13 protein-coding genes are annotated in these 24,902 nt (G+C 42.0%); 1 reads left to right on the forward strand and 12 read right to left on the reverse strand.

Features of this window, described 5'->3' with window-relative positions:
- Positions 1 to 411: 411 nt before the first annotated feature.
- The 6 genes from bgaA to miaA form a co-directional block, all read right to left on the reverse strand.
- Positions 412 to 7,653, reverse strand: a complete 7,242-nt coding sequence (gene bgaA, locus D8805_RS06000; RefSeq protein ID WP_125416180.1) for an LPXTG-anchored adhesin/beta-galactosidase BgaA — start codon at positions 7,651 to 7,653, stop codon at positions 412 to 414.
- A 248-nt stretch (positions 7,654 to 7,901) separates the two neighbouring features.
- Positions 7,902 to 8,657: an SDR family NAD(P)-dependent oxidoreductase gene (locus D8805_RS06005; protein ID WP_001259182.1), complete on the reverse strand. Its 756-nt coding sequence runs from the start codon at positions 8,655 to 8,657 to the stop codon at positions 7,902 to 7,904.
- Positions 8,658 to 8,677: 20 nt separating this feature from the next.
- Positions 8,678 to 9,607: a ribonuclease Z gene (gene rnz, locus D8805_RS06010; protein WP_000354320.1), complete on the reverse strand. Its 930-nt coding sequence runs from the start codon at positions 9,605 to 9,607 to the stop codon at positions 8,678 to 8,680.
- A 14-nt stretch (positions 9,608 to 9,621) separates the two neighbouring features.
- Positions 9,622 to 10,245, reverse strand: coding sequence for a cystathionine beta-lyase (locus D8805_RS06015; protein WP_125416182.1), 624 nt, complete (start codon positions 10,243 to 10,245; stop codon positions 9,622 to 9,624).
- Positions 10,238 to 11,476, reverse strand: a complete 1,239-nt coding sequence (gene hflX / locus D8805_RS06020) for a GTPase HflX (protein ID WP_000573208.1) — start codon at positions 11,474 to 11,476, stop codon at positions 10,238 to 10,240. The genes D8805_RS06015 and hflX overlap by 8 nt, the downstream gene beginning before the upstream one ends.
- Positions 11,469 to 12,353, reverse strand: coding sequence for a tRNA (adenosine(37)-N6)-dimethylallyltransferase MiaA (miaA, locus tag D8805_RS06025; RefSeq protein WP_125416184.1), 885 nt, complete (start codon positions 12,351 to 12,353; stop codon positions 11,469 to 11,471). The genes hflX and miaA overlap by 8 nt, the downstream gene beginning before the upstream one ends.
- Before the next feature lie 120 nt (positions 12,354 to 12,473).
- Between miaA and D8805_RS06030 the strand changes: the two genes are divergently transcribed.
- Positions 12,474 to 12,644 (forward strand): DUF3042 family protein, encoded by a 171-nt coding sequence (locus D8805_RS06030; RefSeq protein ID WP_001051782.1) that lies wholly within the window; start codon positions 12,474 to 12,476, stop codon positions 12,642 to 12,644.
- Positions 12,645 to 12,686: 42 nt separating this feature from the next.
- Here the strand turns inward: D8805_RS06030 and D8805_RS06035 are convergent, their stop codons facing one another.
- The 6 genes from D8805_RS06035 to D8805_RS06060 form a co-directional block, all read right to left on the reverse strand.
- A complete protein-coding gene (locus D8805_RS06035; protein WP_000158623.1) occupies positions 12,687 to 13,526 on the reverse strand; it encodes a thymidylate synthase in 840 nt (279 codons plus the stop codon).
- A 51-nt stretch (positions 13,527 to 13,577) separates the two neighbouring features.
- A complete protein-coding gene (locus tag D8805_RS06040) occupies positions 13,578 to 14,012 on the reverse strand; it encodes a hypothetical protein (RefSeq protein WP_001097949.1) in 435 nt (144 codons plus the stop codon).
- Between the two features lie 93 nt (positions 14,013 to 14,105).
- Positions 14,106 to 15,065, reverse strand: coding sequence for an ROK family glucokinase (locus D8805_RS06045; RefSeq protein WP_000078548.1), 960 nt, complete (start codon positions 15,063 to 15,065; stop codon positions 14,106 to 14,108).
- Between the two features lie 125 nt (positions 15,066 to 15,190).
- Positions 15,191 to 17,161 (reverse strand): Ltp family lipoprotein, encoded by a 1,971-nt coding sequence (locus tag D8805_RS06050; RefSeq protein WP_260469909.1) that lies wholly within the window; start codon positions 17,159 to 17,161, stop codon positions 15,191 to 15,193.
- A 118-nt stretch (positions 17,162 to 17,279) separates the two neighbouring features.
- Complete coding sequence (pabB, locus tag D8805_RS06055) at positions 17,280 to 18,995, reverse strand: aminodeoxychorismate synthase component I (RefSeq protein ID WP_009013898.1); 1,716 nt, start codon at positions 18,993 to 18,995, stop codon at positions 17,280 to 17,282.
- 66 nt (positions 18,996 to 19,061) lie between these two features.
- Positions 19,062 to 24,902, reverse strand: coding sequence for a ZmpA/ZmpB/ZmpC family metallo-endopeptidase (locus D8805_RS06060; protein ID WP_125416188.1), 5,841 nt, complete (start codon positions 24,900 to 24,902; stop codon positions 19,062 to 19,064).

The following is a 24,902-nucleotide window of genomic DNA, read 5'->3' on the forward strand; positions in this document are numbered from 1 at the left end:
ATGCATAAACGGATTTACTTAATCCTTAAAATTTTTATAAGTATATCAACTCTGTCACCATGATTAACATCTAAAAAAACCATTCCCATACCAAATCTCTGAAGGGTAAGGAATTTTACGCTTTCTCATCTGATCATGATCTTTCGAAAGTTGAATGGATTTTATCCGATTTTTCTCATTAAAAAATCATTTATAAAAATTACCAGTGCCTACTATTGTAGCATATTTATCAATTATTTTCAAACACGACCTCTCTTTTTATAAGTGTGAAGAGCACTTTATGAATTTTGAACAAAATCCATTTGGAATAGGATTGACTATTCTAAACATTTATTTACTATTACAACTCAGACGAAAAAGACCAGAGCGTCACTCTGGCCTTTTCCTGTTCAGTTTAGCTTGTAACTAAACTTAATCTTCTTTTTTGCGAGTAGTAGCTGCAAGGCCTGCACCTAAGCCCAAGATAGCCAATCCTGCTGCTAAAGCTGACACCTGAGACTCACTTCCTGTATTTGGAAGGTGACCTTTTTCAGTTTGTGTCACTTTTTCTTCTTGAGATTGTGCTCCTGTTTGAGCCAGTTGGTGCGCATCTGGATTGACAGGAACTTGTGGGTTTAGTTCTTCTTGTGCTACAGCAGTTCCCACTTCCACAATGCGATCTTGCGATGCTACCTTATCAAAGGTTTCTTTCGATGTACGCTTACCATTTTCGACTTCTACTAGGTGGACACGAACACCTTTTTGACCTTCTTGGATCACACGAGTTTTCCCTACTGGAAGTTTATCGTTCTTACGTTCTTGAACTTGGAAATCAACTTCCTCTTCTTCCACTAGGAGCTCTGGCTTGTGATGAATCAAATCTTTGACACCATCAAGCGGTTGAGCCGTACCACGTTTAGTTCCTACTTCCACGATACGATCTTGCGCAACTATCTTATCAAAAGTTTCTTTCAATGTACGCTTACCGTTTTCGACTTCTACTAGATGAATACGAACACCTTTTTGACCTTCTTGAAGAACACGACTTTCACCCACATAAAGTTTGTCAGTCTTACGTTCTTGAACTTTGAAATCAATTGCCTCTTCTTCAACCAGAAGCTCTGGTTTTTCATGAACCAAACCTGCAGCTCCATCAAGTGGTTGGGCTGTACCTCGCTTAGTTCCAACGAGAAGAACCCGGTTAACAGGAGCCTGGATCACTTCACGGAGTTTCTCTTCACGAGTTCCGTCTGGACTAACAGATGTAAGAATGCGTTCCTTACCAACTTGTCCTTCTTGTTCTACACGACTTTCACCTACATATAGACTTGGATCTTCTTTTTCAACAGTCTGGAAGGCAAGTTCCTTTTCGACAACCTCAAGACTTGGATTCTCTTCTTGAATAGCAGGGGCTGTTTTCTCAGAAACTGGTTTTTCCTTGGTTAACTGGATACGGTATTCCTTGACTTGTTTTCCACTTTCTGAAACGAGACGAACAAGTACTGGAAGACTATTATCGCCACTATCTACAACTGTTGAAGCTACTTGATTGCGTTCTTGAACGGTCACTTTTGGACGTTGACCTTTATAGGTAATTTGGTAGTCTTGACGATCTTCAGCGAAGTCAGGAAGTTCTTTTCCATCTACAAGAATCTTCGATGCAGTGCTTTCTTGAGGCAATTCGCTTGGCGCAAGGAAGGTCATCTCAATCATCGCAACACCGCTCTTGTCTGCTTTACGCTCCATACGCCATCTCATGGCTTTGGCTTTCACAGCTTTAAATGTTACGTTAATTTCATCACCAGCTTCAATATCTTTATCCGCACGATAAGGAACAGCTTCCCAGTTATCTGGATTGTTGAATGGATGGGCTGCATCATAGGCTTGGTAGTTTGAATAGTAGGTAGGCACTTCAAAGTCTGGACCAATATAGCGTTCCAAAACGAGTTTAGATGGCGCATCCGTTCCACTATCTGCAAAGAAGTGAAGTTTGGCTTGCGCAACAGTCCGTTCTACAATCTTACCATTTTCACGGAAAATAACACCTGTTGATACTTCTGGATTAGAAGATAGTGTTGGAGACCAGTTTGTCCAACGGCGATTTTCATTGTGGTCTCCATCATTGATATAGTCTACACGGTCATGTGAACTTGGATCAATATCATTAGTTGCAGAAGCAAAGGCTTGGTTACTGTTTTCATCATAGTTAGTGTTGTTTGAGAGAGCCTCACCAAGTTTGTCCGTCACTCGTACAGTGAACTCAGCAACGAGGTCACTACCAAGGACATGGCCTCGAACGGTAAATTGACCTGCTTTTGTCAGATTTTCTGCTGGAACTTTTTCCCATTCCACTGTCAAGTCTTTTGTCTCATAGCCGTCTTTACCTGTGAAGTAAACAGGAACCTTAGTTGGCAATTCAAGTGGTTGACCTAGTTGCAATAAGCGAGCTTGTTTGACCGCAGCAACTGGTTTACGAGAGAGTAAGTCTTTATTGCCTGTAAAGTGTAGACGGTATTCTCCTAGGATGTCACCATTTTCAGCTTTCGCGACGACACGAACTGGCTCACCTTCACGAACACTTGGAACAACGGTAGCAAGACCATTGCTGCTAACACTTGCTGTTACTGTAGGAACTTTTCCATCTACAGACTCAAGGTAGTAGTCTGTCAAATCAGGGTTGAAGTTTGCTAAATCTTTGCCGTCAACTTGGATTCTTGTTTGTCCTTGTTTGGCTGCCGCAACTTGTTTTGCAAAGATTTGTACTTCTGTGATAGAAGTTCCACGCTTATTATCTGCTTTAACCATGCGAATGCGCACAGCATAAGTCTCAACTTTATCAAAGCTAAAGTGATTCATTTCTCCAGCCTTGAGTTGAGCTGGGGCTTTTAGATTGGTAACTGGTTTCCAGTTAGCTGGATCGTTAAAGACATGTTCTTCATTGCCTACAAAGCTAGGGTTTTTAGGAGCTGTCGGAACGGTCTTACCGACATAATACTCAATCACATAAGACTTCGGTGCACCGACTCCATGGTCTTCGTGGAATCCGACACTTAGATTATCAACGGAACGTTTGCTTAAGATACCTGAATCTCCAAATAGAACACCGACTGAAGCTTCTGGATTACTACGATTCCAGTTGGTCCAGCGGTTGGCTGGTCGGTCATTAAAGGAAATCAATTTATCGTTGACGTTTGAAACAGGATCGCTTGGATTTGAGTCTGAAGCAAAGGCAAGTGGCAATTCTGAGCCGGTCCATTGGTCAGAAATGTTTGCCCCCTGCTCAGTTTGAGCAGACACACGAACATGAAGTTTGGTAGTTAATTGCGTACCTTCTAGGCGACCAGTGACTGTAAAGACACCTTCCTTAGCGTATTGGTCTGATTGAATCGCATCCCAAGTAACCTTAGCTGATGAAACGTGACCATTTGAATCGTAGGTACGAACACTTTCTGGTAATTGCGGCGCTTCTGCGATTGGAGTCGTCACACTGACTTCTTCAACTGAAACGATACCTTCAACAGATACTTTGGCACGCGCTTCAAGGTCAATTCCTTCAACTTTACCTAGCACTTCAAAGGTTTGATAGCGGTCTAGTTTTTCTTTTGGAATAGCTTGCCATGTGACTTTGTGAGTTTTAGGGAAACCTTTGTCATACTCAACCGTTACTGTTGCTGGAAAGCTTGGTTCCTGATGCAAGTCAGTCACTACATTTACTGGACGAATGGATTGCGCAACCTTCGTCTCAGTATTGGCTTGGATCGTGAAATCGATTTGACCTGTAACCCCCTCATATTCTGCTTTGAGAGTGACTGCTCCTGGCTTATGTAACTCAAGCATTCCTTTACGAACTGCGACTTCCCCTTCACCACTTGTAGAGAAGGTCACTTTATCAGCTGGTAAAACTGCTTGTGTTCCGTCTTGATAGTGAGCAAGTACAGACAATTTCACTGTTTGGTCTTCTTTAAGACCGTTAGCTTGCTCCACTTGTAAGCTCAAATGGTCAATTTTCGGTGCTTCTTCAAGGAATTGAATTGCATAGGTTTGAAGCGGACCACCATCTTTGGGTTGAACAAAGATGCTTGCACGCATACCGTTTGCTGCACTTGCTTGGACTACAGTAACATCCGCATTTTCAGCACTTGCTACAACTTCTGGCAAGGATGCACCGTAAGCAAGAGTGCGGTATTGCATTGGATGTTGACTAGTGAGGCCTGTAACGGCTTCACCACCAACACTTACATTTGGCACTACAGGTGCTGCAGGATTGCCTTCTTCTACCACAAGGGTAGCATGAACGGTTTCGCCTCCTAGTTGGCCAGTCATTTGAATACGTGATCCTGCAACTGAAAGTTTGGCTTTATCTGCTTCCGCAATCTCCCACTTATCCACTTCGTATTCTTGAACGCTTCCATCTGTTACAGTGATAGAAACGTATTTATCAACAGCATTCAAATCTGTTCCTGGGGCAACACGTTTAACTGTTGGTAGTTCTTTCGCAATTGCTAGAACTTCGACACGAGCCTCAACTTCACGTCCGTCAGCCATACCTTTAACAGTCACAACTCCTGCTTGGCTCACATCAACTGAAGACCAAGTTACTGGACGTTTTTCACGACTGCCATCACTGTAGATAAAACCGACTGTCTTCGGCATTTTTGGCTCTTTCTCAATAACAGTACGTACTTTTGGTACTTCTGTTCCAAGAACGGTCTTTTCTTGGTCTTCTTTTTTACCAGTAAAGACAGTTACTTGACCAGATTTCAAGAGATCAGAGTGGGCAGTAAGGGTGAATTTACCTGCTTGCTCAGTTGATTTAACAATGGCAACCCCTTTACCGTTAAAGACTCTGCGAATCCATGAACCATCTGGTTGCGCCTTATAGCGTTCACGGCTGGCTTGTTCCCCATTATCGACACCGACAAGTTGACCTTGTCCATGCAATTGGAAGCGAACCAGATTATTGGCAGTTGGTACTACATTCCCTTGGCTGTCAACAATTTCATAGTAGATGTAAGTTAAGTCTTTTCCATCTGCTGCGATTGCGTGCTCTTCCTTGATGAGACGAACACCTGCTGGTTGGCCTGCAGTGGTAATCTTGTCACGAGCTATTTCTTTACCAGCTTCATCACGAGCTACTGCTTCCAGAGTACCTGGTTGGTAAGCAACCTTCCACTCAAGGTAGAGTTCATTGGCATTGGCGCCTTCTTGGTAAGTTCGTCCATCGCTAGTTTGTTTTTTGTTGAAGCTCTTAACTCCGAGGGATTGACCATTCAAGAACAATTCTACGCTAGCAGCATTAGAGTAAGCACGAACTGGAATCTTACCTTCTGCATCAGCTACGTTCGCCTTTAGAGTAGGGTCTTCCCAGTTCCAGTGAGGAAGGAGGTGAACCATTGGTTTCTTCTTAACAGAAACCCATTGGCTTTGGTAGAGGTAGAAGTCATGTTTTGGAATACCTGCTGTATCTACGATTCCAAAATAAGAGCTCTTAACTGGTGTATGGTTTTGGTTGTGCCATGGCGTAGGCTCCCCGATATAGTCTGTACCTGTCCAGATAAATTGTCCAGCATAGCCAGCGTTGTCACGGTCAAAAGTCCATGAATCTGTTGCTGTTTTACCCCAGCCAACTCGGTCATTACCATAGTCAGACTGTTCGTAATGACGTTCAGGTCCGTTACTATGTTTCAATTCACGTTCAGGACGATAATAGCTACCACGTGTACGAGTAGCAGAAGATGTTTCTGAACCATAAATCAACCAGTTTGGATGTTTCGCACGAAGGGTTTTGTAGTTGTCTTCAGAATAGTTGAATCCAACCGCATCCAGTTCATCAGCAATTTTCTCATGTCCACCACTACCATTACCGAAACGGAACTTATCTGCTCCCATGGTAACATAACGTGTAGTATCAACATCTTTAATCACTTTTACTAAGCGTTTAACCGTTGCAAGTGAGTGGGCGTCACCATTGGCTTCACCGATTTCATTCCCGATAGACCACATGAAGACAGCTGGGTTATTTTTGTCTCTTTCGACCATGGTACGAAGATCATAGTCAGACCATTTTTCACCTTTTCGAGCTTCTGGGTGAGTGGCATCTTTTTCAAAGAAACGACCGTAGTCATAAGGTTTCTTGCCATTATACCACGTATCAAAGGCCTCTTCCTGAACGAGCAAACCAAGTTCTGCAGCGATTTGCAAGGTTTGCTCACTAGCAGGGTTGTGTGTTGTACGAATAGAGTTAACCCCCATCTCCTTCATTTGTTTGAGACGGCGATATTCTGCTTTATAGTTTTCTTCTGCTCCAAGTGCTCCGTGGTCATGGTGCAAGGAAACGCCATGGAATTTAATGCGTTCACCATTTAAAGAGAAACCATCATTTGGAGTCCAGTGATAGTAACGGTAACCAAACAAATCCTTCTTAGCATCAACCAATTGACCATCACGATATACACGCGTAATCAATTCATACAAGGCAGGTTTGTCATTTAAAACTGTCCAGAGTTTTGGTTTTTCAACTTCTAAAATAGCATCTAGGCTTGTTGACTCATGTGCTTTCAAGGTACGACTTGCTGTACGAACCACGCCTGTTACAGCCTGACCACCACGTTCAACGATTTGATACTCTGCCACAAGTTCATGGTCTTTATCGTCTGTATTGACGATTTTGCTGGTCACATGAGTTTCAACCTTGCCGTGTTGCTGTTCTTCCAGTTTCGGAGTTAAGATAGTTGTACCATTTTTCTCAACATGAACCTTATCTGTCACTTGCAAGGTCACATCACGGTAAATACCACTTCCTGAGTACCAACGGCTACTTGGTTGTTTGTTAACAGCATGGACAGCAATCACATTCTCACGACCATCTTTGTGAAGGTATTTGGTGATATCGTATGAGAACTGGTTATAACCATTTGGATAATGTCCCACTAACTGGCCGTTGACATAGACTTGAGAATCCATGTAGACACCGTCAAAAGTCAAACGAACATTCTTCTTGAGGTCTTTTTCATCAAGTTTAAAGGTCTTACGATACCAAGCTTCACCACCATTTAGCTGTCCACCTTCGTTTTGAGCAGGTGATTGATGGTCAAAATCGTTAAAGATACTCCAGTCGTGTGGAAGGTCCAATTTTTGCCATGTTGATACATCGGCATCTGATTTCACAGCTTCTTTAGGATTCGCATTGAGTTTAAAGTGCCAATTTTGATTAAAATTCACTTTTCTATCTTCAATCATTTGATTCACTTCTTCATTTGTCGCAGCTTTCAAATCTTCCTTGACAGGCTTTTCTTGACTTGAAACTTGAGATTCTACCTTTGGAGCAGTTTCTTCAGGTTTTAGAGATGCTTTCTCCTCTTTTGAAGCTACAGGTTCCTCTTCTTTCACCTCTGGTTTGCTTGCTTCAATGGGAGTAGCTTGACTTTGGTCGACACTTGCAGCATCCTTGTGCTCTGCTACAGTTTGATCTTCTTTTTCCTCCACTGCCGGACTTTCCTCTTTTGCTTGTTCCACAGTGTGGGTGATAGGAGTTTCATCCGCGAAAACTGGTGATTCTCCAACGACACTTCCTCCAAATAGAACCGCACAGGTTCCAATCATGACAGAGCAAGCGCCTACAGCAAACTTACGAATGCTGTAGACTCTTTTACGATTCCAATGGCCTTTTTCCATAAAATCCTCCTTTAGTAACCGCTTCCATTTTCTTGTAAGCGTATTACTTTTTCATAGCCTTTTACTCTTATTTTATAAAATAATATAGGGAATTNCAATACCCTAAACATTAAAAATCATAATTTTGATTGTTTTTTCTAAAATTTGTAGAAGATTTAGAAAATGTGAATGTAGATTTAGAACAAAAATAAACAATTTTTGACACTCAGTAAAACATGATAAAAAGTTCCCTTTGTAAGGAACTCCTTTTACTTATAATTAAAGATTCCCCCTGCCAACTTATCAGCTAGTTTAGGAAAGAGGCTATAAAATTTGTGGGCTAAATTCAACAAAACTGGGAGATTGAGTTCTCGTTTATTTTTTCCTATAGTCTTGACGATTTTTTTAGCAACCGCATCTGGTTCTAAGAGAAAGCGGTCAACAGACTTGAGGTAGCTGCCATCTGGGTCTGCCTGGTCAAAAAATCTTGTTCGGATTGGTCCTGGATTGACCGTCGTTAGATAGACACCATAGGGCATGAGTTCGAGGCGCAGAGCGTTTGAAAATCCAATCGCTGCAAACTTTGTCGCTGAGTAGAGACTGGATTTGCCAGTAGCTATCAAACCTGCCATACTGACGATATTGATAATATGCCCCTTTCGCCTTTTCTTCATTCGAAACCCAATGCGACGAGACAAGTTCATCAGAGCAAAGGTATTGACCTCAAACATCTGGTGAATGTCTTTGTCAGAAATCTGGTCAAATTCCTCAAAAATCCCGTAACCAGCATTGTTAATCAAAACATCAATTTTACCATAACGGAGATAGAGGTCAGCTACCAGATCTTCTAGAACCGAGTCATCAGTAATATCGATTTCAATCAATTCTACACGGGGATGATTTCCATATAGTTGAGCTAGTTTTTCCTTGTTTCTACCTAGTAAGATGAGTTGGTCATCTGGCAAGAGTTTGACCATTTCTTGGGCCAGTCCACCGCTTGCTCCGGTAATCAGAATAGTACGCATACTTATCCTTTCTCAATCTTCTAAATTTCCACTTCTTCCAAGTCTTTGACCACATGGACATTTTCAAAAACAGTAGCCGCATCTTTCTTGAGCTGGCTGATATCTTTTGAGAGGAAGCGGGCGCTGATATGATTGAGCAAAAGGCGTTTGGCTCCTGCTTCTGCAGCTACTTGCGCTGCCTGCATATTGGTTGAGTGACCATGGTTACGGGCAATTTTCTCATCGCCCTTTCCATAAGTTGACTCATGGACTAGGATATCAGCATTGATGCCTAGACGCACGCTGGCATTGGTTTTTCGGGTATCACCAAGAATAGTGATAATCTTACCTGGACGGGGAGCTGAGATATAGTCTGTCGCCTTGATTTCAGTTCCGTCTTCTAGGACAACATCCTGACCATTTTTGATTTTTCCAAAGAGAGGTCCAAATGGCACACCTGCAGCTTTGAGTTTTTCAGCATCCAAGGTACCTTCTAGGTCCTTTTGCATGACACGATAGCCAACACAGAAAATAGTGTGGTCCAGCTCCTCTGCATACACCGTGAATTTATCGGTCTCAAGGATTTTCCCTAGAGAATCTTGGTCAAACTCATGAAAATGAATGCGGTAAGGCAGACGAGAACCCGACACACGTAGACTGGTTAAGACAAAGGACTTGATCCCTTGAGGTCCGTAGATGTCCAAATCTGTCTGCTCTTCATTGGCCTGAAAGGCACGGCTAGAAAGGAATCCTGGCAAGCCAAAGATATGATCTCCATGCAGGTGAGTGATAAAGATTTTGCTGACCTTACGTGGTCGAATCGTGGTTTCCAGAATGCGATTTTGCGTTCCTTCTCCACAGTCAAAGAGCCAAACTTCGTTAATCTCATCCAAGAGTTTCAGAGCGAGACTTGAAACGTTGCGGGCTTTAGAGGGCTGACCAGCCCCCGTTCCTAAAAATTGAATATCCATTCGATACTTTCTAATTAATCAATATATAACATAGCTGTGCGATTTTCCGATCGGAAATAGCGACTGCCAGAGAAAGCAACAGCTTCTTGCAGTAAATCCTCTTGACTGTAGCCTTTGAGACGTTTGCGACCATCAGCCAAACTTTCCAAATCTGTCAAGGCTGTGAGATTTTTGACACTAACAGCTTCCTCATCTCCGACAGCTTTCATGTAAATCTTTCCAGACTCTTCAAAGACGAGTTGATGGGGGAAAATTTGCGCAATCTCAAAAAGCAAGTTATCTGTGATTGCTTCTTCAGCTTCTGAGAAAATGCGACAAAGTCCCTCCCTCTCATAGCAAAAGCCAAAGGATTTGCCAGATAGGTTCAGACGAATAAAGGGCTTATTTTCAAAGGTGAAACTTGGCTCAGCATTGTAGAGGTTCAGTTCCTGACTAAGTTCTGCAAAATAATCCGTCGCAGCCTGAGGGCTCTTTTTCTGATAAAGTTCTGCAAAGTAGGCATTGACTACACTCGGAGGAGGTGTGATGAGAGCCAACTGCTCTTGCTCTGTTTTGCCAGCTAGAAGCTGATCCAGATAGACCTTATCCAGACTTGTATAACCTCCATACTTTAGAGCCAAAGTTTTAATATCAGTCATAAAATTCCTCTAACCTCCATTTATTTTTCTCGGAAATAAATCCTGTAATCACTTCACCGTCATCTTGATAGTCACGATCTTCAAGAATCGCCACACTTTCCAAATCATGAATCTTGTAGGATTTTGAAAAAGGCACGCGCAAAGTAAATGCTTCAAAAATCTCCTTGATTTTCTCTAAAAACAAAGCCTGCAAATTCTCACGACTATCCTCAGACTTGGCAGAAATGAGGGCATAAGGCGTTTGAGTAGGCGTGAAATCCTCCACCAAATCTGCTTTATTATAAAGAGTCAGGCGAGGAATATCCTCCATATCCAAGTCTTTCATGATAGACAGAACCGTTTTTTCATGCTCCTCGTGATAAGGATTGCTGGCATCAATGACATGAACCAGAAGGTCCACATGCTTGCTTTCTTCCAAGGTTGACTTGAAACTGGACACCAATTCTGTTGGCAAATCTTGGATAAAGCCAACCGTATCAGTTAAGGTAACCTGAAGATTACCTCCCAAATGGATACTCTTTGTCGTCGCATCCAGAGTCGCAAAGAGCTCGTCTGCTTCATACTGGATCTTACTGGTCAAGGTGTTCATGATGGTTGATTTCCCAGCATTGGTGTAACCAATCAAACCAATCTTAAAGGTACTTGACTCCAAGCGTTTTTCTCTGACTGTCGCCCGATTTTTCTCAACCACCTTGAGTTGGCGCTCGATATCTGTGATTTGATTACGAACACTACGACGGTTCAGTTCCAGCTGGCTTTCACCTGGACCACGGGAACCAATTCCACCTGCCTGACGGCTAAGCATAATCCCCTGACCAACCAAGCGAGGCAAGAGATACTTGAGTTGAGCTAGGTGGACTTGGAGTTTCCCTTCATGGCTTCGAGCCCGCATGGCAAAGATATCCAGAATCAACTGCATACGGTCAATAACCTTAACTCCCAGAACTTCTTCTAGATTGACATTTTGCCGTGGAGTCAAACGATTATTGACGATGACAGTAGTAATTTCTTCTGCATCTACCATCCGCGCAATCTCTTCCAACTTACCAGAGCCGACGAAGGTCTTGGAGTCATACTTTTCCCGTTTTTGCCTGTAGCTATCTACAACGACTGCCCCAGCTGTCTTAGCCAGACTGGCCAACTCTTCCATAGAGAGGTCAAAATTGTCCATGCCCTGCAATTCCACACCTACGAGCAGGACTCGCTCCTCTTTTTTCTCCGTTTCAATCATCTAAAAACTCCTCTATCTGGCTTAAAATGCGGTCCTGCACGTCAGGCTCTCCTATCTGATAAAAGGTCACCTGCATGCGATTACGGAACCAGGTCAGCTGACGCTTAGCAAAACGGCGAGTCGCCTGTTTGAGACTCTCGCTGGCTTCCTCAAGAGTTTGCTCCCCACGGAAATAAGGAAAGAGTTCCTTGTAGCCAATGCCTTTAGCTGCCTGCACATCTGGATAATGGTCAAAGAGCCACTTGGCCTCATCCAAAAGCCCAGCCTCAAACATCAGATCTACTCGGCGATTGATACGTTCATAAAGCTGACTGCGTTCATCATCCAAGCAGATAATCAGTGGTTCATAAGGACTTTCCTGATTTTCCAAATCCTGACCAAAATGGGCAATTTCCAAGGCGCGCATGGCACGACGACGGTTGAACTGGGGAATTTCAAGGCCTGCTTGCTCAACGAGTTGGGCTAATTCCTCATCTGAATAAGGCTCCAAACTAGTCCGATAGGCTAAAATCTCCTCATGAGGTGTTTCTCCACCTAGGTGGTAGCCTTCCAGCAAGCTCTGGATATAAAGCCCTGTGCCTCCAGCGATAATAGCAAGCTTGCCACGACTTTGGATGTCCTCTATGGCTGCCTTAGCTTCTGAAACAAAATCAAAAGCCGAGTAAGACTCGGTCACCTCTCTGACATCAATCAAATGATGAGGAACAACAGCTTGCTCCTCCGGGCTAGCCTTGGCTGTTCCAATATCCAACCCTCTGTATACTTGCTGACTGTCACCGCTGACCACCTCTCCACCAAAGCGCTTGGCTACTTCAATAGCAAGAGCTGTCTTCCCAACAGCAGTCGGTCCAACAATCACAATTATTTTTGTTTTCATCTTTTTTCCTTGAAAAATTCCCATTTTTTCGTTACTATTATTATATCATAAAAAGGTCAGTCAGAAAAATGCTACCACTTGAGGAGCCTGGCTGATCGGGAAGATAAAGGAGGAAGACTCATGGCTAAAGGATTCGCTAAAGGTCTTGTAACAGGTGTCGCAGGAACTGTCGCTGCCGTTGCAGGTGCAGTATACGCAATTAAAAAGAAAGTGATTGAGCCAGAAGAGCAAAAAGCAGCTTTCATCGAAGAAAACCGCAAAAAAGCAGCTCGCCGCCGCGTATCACATTAAGCAACAAAAGAAGTTGAGATTTCTCAACTTCTTTTTATTTTCTTAAATAGCCAAATCAAACTTCAGTTGTGGCTTGACTGGATTATAGTCAACTAACTCAAAGTCCTCCGCTTTGATATCAAAGAAATTGGTCCCATCAGGAACATTCAAGACCAAACGAGGTTGGCAGTTTGACGGCTCACGACGGAGCAATTCCTGAGCTTGTTCAAACTGATTATCATAGATATGGAGGTTGTTGATAAAATAGAAAAACTTCCCAATCTTCCAGCCAAAATGCTTGGCAATCATCATTTGAAGAGCCACATACTGCATGGCATTGATATGGTGGGCCACCAGCATATCATTAGAGCGCTGGGTCAAGGTCGCATCCAGATAGATTTCCCCATCAACCCGACGGACATCAAACATGGTCTGAAAGGCGCATGGAAGGAGGCCGTCTGTCTCCTCAAATGCTTGGTAATCCCAGAGTGAGATGATATTGCGACGGTTCCAGGGATTGGCTTCCAACTGCTTGAGAATCTTATTAATGATATCGTGTTTCTTAACGACCGCCCCATAGCGTTCACCGATGGTTCCCGTATCTCCCACTTCCCAGTCATTCCAGTAGTGAACATTGTACTTGCTATTTAGCACTTCTAGGCTATTAGACTGATCTTGGTAGATCCAGAGTACTTCCTTGATGGCGGATTTGATTGCAATGGGACGCAAGGTTGTGATGGGAAATTCCCCCATAGCCAAGTCATACTCGGCAAAGGCACCCGTTACGTACTTGGAGTTGGCAACAGTCCCATCCTTGTACTTGGGACGTGCCTGCTCGGAAAAGACACCGTCTTTGAGGATTCGTTCAATATTCTCTTTAAAAATCGTATCTGCTTTTGTCATTTACTCTCACCTCATTTATTGTCCTAACTAGTATAGCATAAAAAATCTTTTCTACATACTCAGATAATCGATGGCCTTTTTATATTTTTCTAATCGTTCCAAATCCTTGTCAGTGACAGAACTCAGTCTCGATAAATCCGAATTATGCTTCAAATCTGCTAATTTGACAATGCGTGCTAGGGGATTAGATTTCACATTTTCTAGATATGTTTGATAGTCTTGCCCCTTTTTCTTTGACAAAATCTGAACGGCAGTAACTACTGTTTCTAGTAAACCAGCTAGTAATAGTTCTTCAGCCGTAAAAGGACTGTCCTCAATGACATCATGTAGTAAAGCAACTGCTTTTTCTTCTTCAGTATCAACTTGGCTTGCTACATAGATTGGATGTTCTATATAATCTATCCCTGCCTTATCAAATTGCCCCCTATGAGCTTCCGTAGCGATAGACAATGCTAGTTCAAGCATGGGTTGTTTTGATGTATTCATCTAGCGGCTCCTTCCCAAAATTTAAACCTATTTCGTTTTATTCGATTTTTAAAAAAGAGCTTGATAAACACCAAGCTCTATAATCATTTTATTTTATTGCAATACAAGTGATGCCGCTCCGATAACTCCAGCGTCATTTCCTAGAGTTGCAAGAGCCAATTTAGTGGATGTGCGTACTTGAGGGAAGGTATTTTCATCATAAACTTTTTGCACGCCTTGGAGAAGGAATTCTCCAGCTGCTGACACCCCACCACCGATAACGATAGTTGATGGGTTGAGGATTGATCCGATGTTAGCACATGCAATACCCAAGTAACGTGAAAAGTTACGGTAAACGATCAAGGCAAGGTCGTCTCCTTCTTTTGCAAGGTCAAAGACAGTTTTGGCTGTTACTTCTTCACCATCGTCAATCAAGCGTTTCAAGGCTGCATCGCCTTCGTATTCATCAGCATAACGACGTGTCAAGTTGACAATCCCTGTTGCAGAAGCAACTGTCTCAAGACAGCCTTTTTTACCACAGGTACATGCGATTGGTTGGTCAAAGTCAACAGTGATGTGACCAAGCTCTCCTGCCGCACCAGCAACACCGTGGAGCAGTTTTCCTTCAGCGACGATACCACCACCAACACCGGTACCAAGTGTCATAAAGACAACGTCCGGTTGGTTGTCACCAGCACCCATCCAGCGCTCACCAAGAGCAGCTACGTTGGCATCATTATCAATGAAGAATGGAATACCCAAGGCTTTTTCAATCTTTTCTTTAATTGGTTGAAGGGTTTTCCAGTTTAGGTTGTAGGCACCGATAACAGTTCCTTTTTCACGGTCAACCACACCAGGTGATCCCATCCCAATCCCTCGGAAATCCGTAGCTGACAATCCAAGCAAGTCCAAACGATGTTGAATAGACTCAATCATATCATCTACAATATGGCTTCCTTCATCCAAAATATTAGTCTTGATAGACCATTTTTCTTGGATTTCTCCCTCTTGAGTTAAAATTGCAAACTTGATAGATGTACCACCAAGGTCAATCCCAATAATCTTTTGACTCATCGTCTTCTCCTTTTTAATTGAAAATGCTTACAGATATAGTATAACAAAAACGTCTCTTTTGTGCAAAGGTTTGCAGGCTACAAGCCAAAATTAAAACATCTTATTTGCTTCACTATTTGTAAAAATTAGTCACCTAAATGTTGAATTGCATAGTTTGCTTCTTCTTTTGTAAATTTTCCAACATAAGAAGAAGTTAGCCACTCATAAATCTCTGTCTTTGATAAATGGTTATTCTTTCGGTATTCTCTTGCTGTAATTAAGGCATTTGCTTTGTAATCTGCATTCAAGTGATCGATGGCATACTGCGCTGCTGAACTTGAAAAACCATTCCACGTTAATTGGTTATAGAGATCTTTTTTTGACATATGTAAAACCGAATTATAGCTTTTCGCTTTATTTAAAGCAGCATTGTACTGCTTCCCATCTAGTTTTGGTTGCCGCACACCATCGTATCCTACATAGTGACGGCCACCATCTACCCATTTATCCCTAGCCATTTTACCATCTGATTCAACATAATAACGGCCACCATCTACCCATTTGCCCCTTACCATTTTGCCTTCAGAATCAACATAGTAACGGCCACCATCTACCCATTCATTCTTGGCCATCTTTCCATCTGATTTGAAATAATAATTTCCTACCCATTTATTGCGAGCTTGGCTGCCTTCTGATGGTAGATTAAGTTTTTGAATTGCATAGTTTGCTTCTTCTTTTGTAAATTTTCCAACATAAGAAGAAGTTAGCCACTCATAAATCTCTGTCTTTGATAAATGGTTATTCTTTCGGTATTCTCTTGCTGTAATTAAGGCATTTGCTTTGTAATCTGCATTCAAGTGATCGATGGCATACTGCGCTACTGAACTTGAAAAACCATTCCACGTTAATTGGTTATAGAGATCTTTTTTTGACATATGTAAAACCGAATTATAGCTTTTCGCTTTATTTAAAGCAGCATTGTACTGCTTCCCATCTAGTTTTGGTTGCCGCACACCATCGTAGTCTACATAGTGACGGCCACCATCTACCCATTTATCCCTAGCCATTTTACCATCTGATTCAACATAATAACGGCCACCATCTACCCATTCATTCTTGGCCATCTTTCCATCTGATTTGAGGTAATAATTTCCTACCCATTTATTGCGAGCAGAGCTTCCTTCTGCTGTTAGATAATAATATGAACCATGGTTTTTATCATAAATCCAGTCACTTTTAACCTTTTTTCCATCAGAATCAACATAATAACGACCACCATCTACCCATTCATTTTTAGCTCTCTTTCCATCTGATTTGAGGTAGTAATTTCCTACCCAGCCAGACTGAACTTTAGATTGTGATTTATCCTGTTTAGGAGTTGTTTCTTTAGCTTTTTCAGCCGGTTTTGGTGCCGGCTTCGGCGCGGGTTTTGGTGCTGGCTTTGGAGCGGGTTTCGGTGCTGGCTTCGGCGTAGGTTTTGGTGCTGGCTTCGGCGCAGGTTTTGGTGCCGGCTTCGGCGCAGGTTTTGGTGCCGGCTTCGGCGCAGGTTTTGGTGCCGGCTTCGGCGCGGGTTTTNGTGCCGGCTTCGGCGCGGGTTTTGGTGCTGGCTTCGGCGCGGGTTTTGGTGCTGGCTTCGGTGCGGGTTTCGGTGCCGGCTTCGGCGCGGGTTTCGGTGTAGGTTTTGGTGCCGGCTTCGGCGCAGGTTTTGGTGCTGGCTTCGACGCGGGTTTTGGTGCCGGCTTCGGCGCGGGTTTTGGTGCCGGCTTCGGCGCGAGTTTTGGTGCTGGTGTTTTTGTTTTCTCAGCAGGATTTTGTGCTGGTGTTTTCGGTTTCTCAGCAGGATTTTGCGCTGGTGTTTTCGATTTCTCAGCAGGATTTTGCGCTGGTGTTTTCGATTTCTCAGCAGGATTTTGCGCTGGTGTTTTCGGTTTCTCAGCTTGATTTGGCGCCGAAGTTGTATTCTCTTTTACAATCTTACCGTTTTTAGATACATCCTTTTCTTGAGCAGAAACATGCTGAGCCGAAAAAGGAAAGGCTTCAGTTGTATCTGCAAATGAAATAAGTCCCAGTGTTGCAGTTGCTAAGCTGGTTACTAAAATTTTTTTTGATTTTTTCATAAAAATCTCCATTATTTTAACGATTTATACCTATAGTATACCATATACTTTATTTTGCTTTCAAATCAAATATTAAATATTCAGAAATAAATCTAAAACTTAATTGAAAAATCCATAGTTATATCACTTTCAACTCATACAAACCTCTGACTGCATTACAGCCATAGATAGTTTCCGCTTGGTTCAAGTCTGCCAAAGTCAAGACTTTTTCCTCTACCTGTCCTGTTTCTAGCAAATGCTGGCGGTAGATTCCTGGCAAAATTCCTAGTCTGATAGGCGGTGTATAGAATTTTCCGGCAATTTTCAGAACCAGATTTCCAATGGAGGTCTCAAGCAGTTCTTCTGACTTATTGTGGTAAATCTTCTCTTGCTCCCCTATACTCAAATGTGGTCTGTAAGTTGTTTTAAAGTAGGTAAACGCTTGATTCAAATCTGTTTCTTGCAGACAAAGTTTAGCCTGACAGAAACCTGGACTAAGTGGTGTTAATACTTGGCGACTGAGTTCCAGCTCTCCAGACTTGTTAAGAGTAATTCGCAAACGATAGTCTTGGTGGGAATCGCAAGCTTGGCACTCTTCCTCTATCCTTTGTCTCAGGTCTTCCGGATCAAAAGGATAGGCAAAATACCTACTCGCCTTTGTCAGTCTTTCCAGATGTTGATCTTCAAACAGCAGTTGTTTTTGGCTGATTTTACCAGTTGAAATCAGTTGGAAACGAGCTTGTTTACGATAGAGTACAGCCGCCTTTTGATGAACCTCTCGGTATTCAGATTCCCAAGTACTATCCCAAGTAATCCCTCCGCCAACTCCATAGATGGCTTTCCCTTGATGCAGTTGGATAGTCCGAATAGCGACATTGAAAATTCGTCGCCCATTTGGAAGCAAGATACCAATAGTTCCGCAGTAAACTCCTCTGGGTTGTGGCTCCAAGTCCTTGATGATTTCCATGGTCGCAATTTTGGGCGCTCCTGTTATGGAACCACAAGGAAAGAGAGAGCGAAAAATGACAACCAAGTCCACATCCTCTCGTAACTGACTCTTGATGGTTGAAGTCATCTGCCAAACCGTCGAATACTGCTCCACTTGACAGAGACGTTCTACATGTTCACTGCCCACTTCAGAAATACGGTTCATGTCATTGCGCAAGAGATCCACAATCATCATATTTTCAGAGCGATTTTTAGGATCTTGCTCCAACCAAGCTGCCTCTTTCAAATCTTCATCGTCAGTCACTCCCCGCTGGGTTGTTCCCTTCATCGGGCGAGTCGTTAATTCCCGGTCATTTTGCTCAAAAAAGAGCTCTGGGCTCATGGAAATCACTGCCATCTCATCGTGTTCAACATAGGCATTGTAGCCCGCCTCCTGCTCTACCACCATACGATTGTAGATAGAAAAAGGATTGGCACTTAAATCTTGCTTGAGTTGGACAGTGTAATTGACCTGATAGGTGTCCCCCTGACGCAAATGATGGTGAATCTGGGCAATAGCCTTTTCATAGTCCTCTGCTGACGTTACTTCCTGCCAATTTGAAGGCAAATCTACTTCCTCATAAGTCAGAGGAATAGGCGATGTTTCTACGCTATCATGAACTGTAAAATATAGCAGATACTCTCCCAGTAAAGGAGCGGTGTGAACTGCTAATTTCTCCTCAAAAGCAGGTGCAGCCTCATAGCTGACATAGCCCACCACATAATATCCCTGTTCTTGGTAGCTTTCCACTTGTGCCAGCAAGTTTGCCACTTCTGATAAATCTCTCGTTTTTAACTCTTTGATGGGCTGGATAAAGGTGTATCTCTCCCCCAAAGCCCTAAAATCAATCACTGTTTTTCTATGCATATCTTAAGTATAGCACAAAAAGGCAGATGCAGCTTAAGCTGATCCACCTTTTTAGTCATTTCGACTTTATAACGATGCTTTGGCAAATAAATTTCCAGAGAATCCATCTGATTTTTGAAGGAGCTGTTTGTAAACCTTCCATTTAAGATCCTCAGTATTTTTATAATGATTCTTTATATTTGGATTTTCCATGCTATCTAGGTCTTTTTGAACAGCTTCATCAAATAAGGACTTCAACTCAGCATAAGTAGAGATAGATCTGCCATTGATTTCGATTGTAGTAAAGCCGTTTTGAGCTTTGTCATAGACTTCTTTATACCAATGTTTCTTCCATGCTTCAAGAGTATCAAATTGGCCATCAGAGACTTTCTTGATAATGAAGTCATCACCCAACAACCCTTTGTTTTCCTTGTTGGCTTCCGCCTTATATTTGTTTGAAGCGTAACCAATAAATCCGTTAAGATAACCATAGTATCCCCACATACGGAAAGCATTATGTTTAAATGAAATCGAACCAACTGTACTCTTGCTAGTATTACCACCAAAGATACCCGACATCATATTTACGGTTTGGTAAGCACTGTCAAAACCTTCCGAACGATAACGTCCATTCCCTGGCATACCATGTTTTGTAACAAAGTTATGATCAACCAATTGATCAATGCTCGTAATCGTCAATTTCTTCTCATTATCCGTTAAATCACGTAATTTATCCCATTGATGTGGCTCGCCTTTCAGATTGTTTCGCTCAGCGTTCGTACGCCATTCTCGGTCCATCTTTTTGAACCACTTGCTGTTGTCGTTCAAGTGTTTTCCAATAACTGCATCTGCTTCTAGATGATCCAGCATCATCAGAGCCTCGTTATAGTTCTTCATATAGTGATCAATTTCTTCACGGTTCTTTAACTTGTTTGGATCATAATTGTAGATTTGATTGCCATCATTCTGACGTTCATAAGCCATGTTCAAACCTAAGGCACCGTATTCACCATTTGGATTTGTCAACGATGGTGACTGGAGCATACCTTGCGCAAAGGACTCTAAGTCCGTCCCTTCACGATGATACCAACCACCATAGTAAGCCATACGATCATTCACATGAGTCGTTTCATGCGTAAAGGCCGATGTACCAAAATCACTTATCAACTCTGTCATAACAAAGTAGACAGCATCTTGCTGATTTGGAGCGGCAAAGATATAAGCGTAAGCACCATATCCATACTGATAACCATGATATTTATGGATCCGTCCAAAGAACTCTCGAATCGGAGCATAATCTGGTTTCCCATCCTTGTGACCATATCGGTTTGCCCAACCGATACCCGGCGCATCATGATTGTCCCAAACAGGTGTAGGAACACTATTTTCACTCTTGAGGAGCTTATTACGTACATTATCAGCAGCTAATTTTGACCAAAAGTCTAAGTAGTTCACCTGCTCTTTTGCTCTCTTATTGATTTCACTCTTGAAGGCTTCACGAGCCTCCTCAGTATTTTTACCATATTTTTCAAAAGCACTAAAAGAAATGGTATTATAGGTCGAAATCATGAAGAGATGCGAGTTCTTCAAGTTTAATAGAGGCAAAATCATCCGACCATGCACGCCATTATTAATCCCTTCATACAGACGATACTTCTTATGAACAAAATCGGGGTTCAATGATGGCTGTTCTACCACATAAGCATTCTTTTCAATTGCCTTTTTAAACCAAACATTCATATCGGTTTCATTTGTAAACAATTTCATGTTATATGTTAGAAACTCATGAAGGCTTCCTTTACCTGTAGCACCTGCAATCACTCGATTATACGCATCTTGGGATTGGTCGCCCTTAAGATTGTTCTCTTTTGATCCGATAGTGATCAAGCGATCTAAGACATTCACGTTCTTACCATAAAAATCTGGTTTAAACATCATAATATCTTTGATCGACAATCCATCATATTTAATGGCATAGTATTGGTTCAAATAAGCAAGCCCCATCATAATGTTGGCCTTATTGTCTTCAACTTTCTTAATGAAAGCACGTTGAGCTGCTTCATCATCATTTAGTTGATGATCTTCATTTTCAACAATTTGTTTCACCAAGTTTCCAAGATTTTGTTTTACTTCAGCAAAACTTTCTTCTAAGAATAAATCGCGAATGTAACCATTTTTTCGTTCATCCGTGTTTTCTTGCGGTTTGTTCCGCTTGTCCATAAGAGCGCGCACTTCAGGAGAAATCAACTCCACACTGGATAATGTTTCTTTTGCCTTTGCAATCAAACCAGCACGATCTTTCACTAGCACATTTGGCGTATAAACAATATTCTGGTTGGTCACTTCGTACTCTTTGACTTGTTTTACATCAGAGTCAGCTTTGGCAGTAACGGCCGATTCTTCTTTGGTACCATCAGCATAGTGAATCATGATCTGATCAATAGCTGACAAGTCTGTTACAAACTGTCCATTTTTCAAACCAGTAACAGAAAGGACTTCTTTGGTCACCAAGTTTGAGCTAGCATCTAGTTTATTAGCCTGATTGACAATCCACTCTTTATTATAGAATGGTTGTAATTTTTCAATATTGCGATAGGCAAGTTCGCGGTCAGCTCTGTAGTCTTGAGTGGCCTTGTACTCGTCTTCACGGTGTGTCAAACGGTTTAATTTATCTACAATAGGCTCATTGATTTCATACTCATGCGCTGTGATTCCCAGAGCAGCAATTTTCTTGTCTGCTTCTTCTTGCGAAATAGGCTTAATACGATGCTGTTGTTTAGAATATCTATATGAAGATTTTCCTTCACTCACACCAGTAACAACAAAGTTTCTGTTCAAGCGGTCACCTGTCCAATAAGGATCATCATCAATATCAGATGAGCCATAGAAAATCTCACCGTTCTTAACTTTCATCATTGAAACAGTGTCTTCAACGGAACCCAAGGCATTTGTACTGCCTACAACACCACCCGCGCTAATCGGTTCTCTCACATCGATAGTACCTTTAGCTACAGATTTTTTAATGGCTCCGTCCCGATAAACTGCATGGTTATCCCCACCATTTTGTGACCAATAGGCGATGCCTGCAACTTTCGCTTTATGACCTGTTATTTGTGCATCAACATAGGCCTTCTCAACAGAACCTTTCCAGTTTTCTCCAACAATTCCAGCAAGAAAGGTGCCTTGATTCCCACCAGCATGAAGCTTACCAATAAATGCCACATTTGTTAATCTGCCGTTATTATCAATTTTATTGATCAAACCTGATACGTCATTATTTCCAACAACTGTACCCGTTACTTTCACATTATTGATCGTTGTGTTTTTTACAACAGCAGCCAAGGGAGCAACTCTATTTGCCCATGGCATATGAATGTTTACCTTACCAAGGTTAAGGTCATGGATGTGTGCGCCTTCAGTATCGCCTAATAGTGGACGTTCCAAGTTATGAATCGTGTATCGTTGACCGTCTACACTTGATAGCTTGCCTCGGAACTTCGTCGTTACATATGATTTACCAGCTGCAGGAACATTAACCGCATTCAAGTCCGCACCAATCTTAAATTCGCCAGATGGATTGGCCTGCATTGCTTTTACAAGTTCATTGAAATCGTAGTAGATATTCTCCTCATGAGTTTTTGGTTTGGCAAAATAATGAACGTATTCTTCACTGAGCTGGTTACCATCTGTATGCTGAACGAGGTCAGGCGCTTTGGCAGTGACCTTATAAAGCGTTTTTCCATCGACTATCACTTCTTCAATTTTGTCAATCGCAAGGCGCATCACCTTATTATCACGTGTAACAATTTTTAGATAGTAAGGCCTTACATCACTTGGAACAAAAGTTAAGAAACTACTATCCGTTTCCACGCCATTGTCGTCAACACTTATGAGGCTTGTTTCTTTTATATTTTTAACTTCGACCTTTTTTAAATCAATTCTCAGTGGTTCTTCTTTGAGAATTTCTTCCTCGTTTCCTTCACCACGATCATAAACCATTTTTGTTTCGAGTTTATAATCCTTGTAATATTGCAAATCTGTTAGAGTTGCAGTCAAGTTATTTGGTGAAACCGTCATGGTTTTGACGACTTCGTCGCCTTTTCTCAGAGTTAAAGTGATCGATTTAATCGCTGCCTTACTTGGATTTTCCAGATTATAGTGAATCTGAGATGAGCGTTTCAAATCCTGAATATCAACCCTTGAAAAAGTCAACACTGGCTTTTCGAAGTTTTTGGTACCTAGTTTAACAATACGGTCTTGGGCTAACTCGATGACCTGTTCAAGAATTTCAGGAGCTTCCTGCTTCTTGATTCCTTTGATGGTCTTGTAGGTTTTGATAACCTTTTTCTGACCGTCTTTTCCTTCTTGGACCGTAACTTTATCGCCCTTTTTCAGTTGCGTGTCTTCTTCGACTATCTCCTTAAACGGAATTTTTTCAAGACTTTCTTCTACAAGAGTGCCTTCTATTGGTTTCGTACCGCGGCTTATTTTTTTAGTGACTGGTTTTTTGATGACAGTGGTTGTTGTATTTAAAACTTGGTCAGTCTCAACACCTTCGACAGTTTTATAAGTCGTTTTGGTAACTTGGATCCCTTTTTCACCGTTTTGAACCACTGTTTCTTCGTCAGTGTATTTTGTAGGATCATCAATGATTTCCGTCTGGTAGTCAATCTCTGAGATTGTGTCTTTAGTAATTATTCCTTCAGTTACTGTATATTCTGGAAGGTCCTCTTGAACAAGGGAGTGACCTTCCTTACCAGTTTCCTGAGTGCCTTTACTTTCAAGCTTTTCAGTATACGCTGGCAAACTATCTTGAACAAGGGAGTCACCCTCTTTGCCAGCTTCCTGAGTACCTTTGCTCTCAAGCTTTCCACTATACGCTGGTAAACTATCTTGAATTAGAGATTGGCCTTCCTTGCCAGTTTCCTGGGTGCCTTTGCTTTCAAGCTTTTCAGTATACGCTGGCAAACTATCTTGAACTAAGGATTCACCCTCTTTGCCGGATTCCTGAGTCCCCTTACTTTCAAGCTTTTCAGTATACGCTGGCAAACTATCTTGGACAAGGGATTGACCTTCCTTACCAGTTTCCTGAGTCCCTTTGCTTTCAAGCTTTCCAGTATACGCTGGCAAACTATCTTGGACAAGGGAATCGCCTTCTTTACCGGATTCCTGAGTACCCTTGCTCTCAAGTTTTTCAGTATAGGCTGGTAAACTATCTTGGACAAGGGATTGACCCTCTTTGCCGGATTCCTGAGTGCCTTTGCTTTCAAGTTTTCCAGTATAATCTAGGGCATTGTCTTGGACTAGAGATTTCCCTTTTTTAGAAAAACTAGCTACTTTTGTGTCAATTCCTTTAAAATAACCAATATACTCATATCCTTCAATATCGATCACACCTTTCGCTAATTCTTTATTTGAGGAGGCCGAGATCGTTTGATTGTAAGAAAGTAACTCTTTATTCTCAAAGGCAAAAGTAGCAAAAGGAATGAGGTTGCTGACACCAAGAGAACTAATCAAAAGCACTCCAATAACTTTCCGACGATGTTTTTTAGACACCAAAAAAACAGCTAAAGATGCTGTTGCAAGACCAAGACCTGCTAAAGCAAATTCTTTACTTCCTGTATAGGGAAGTTGTTGACTGTTAGTTGCCTTCTTGCGATAAACGACATAAATAATATCTTCGTCATGAAATTCTGTAGGAACTTCATGATGAATCAAGGCTTTTTCAGATTCGGTTAATTCTTGCTCTGTCAAATATCGATAATGGACTGAATTCACTTCAGCTAATTCATCTGCTTGGACTTTACCAGCTGATAACAAACCGGCACCAACAAGAAAGGCCCCGATTGCTACAGGACCAACTCCAACAGTCAATTTACGAATAGAATACTTTAGGTTTTTTTGAAACTGTTCTTTTCTTTTTTTCAT

It is taken from the genome of Streptococcus oralis subsp. dentisani (genome assembly GCF_003944205.1).
Lineage (GTDB): Bacteria > Bacillota > Bacilli > Lactobacillales > Streptococcaceae > Streptococcus > Streptococcus oralis_BH.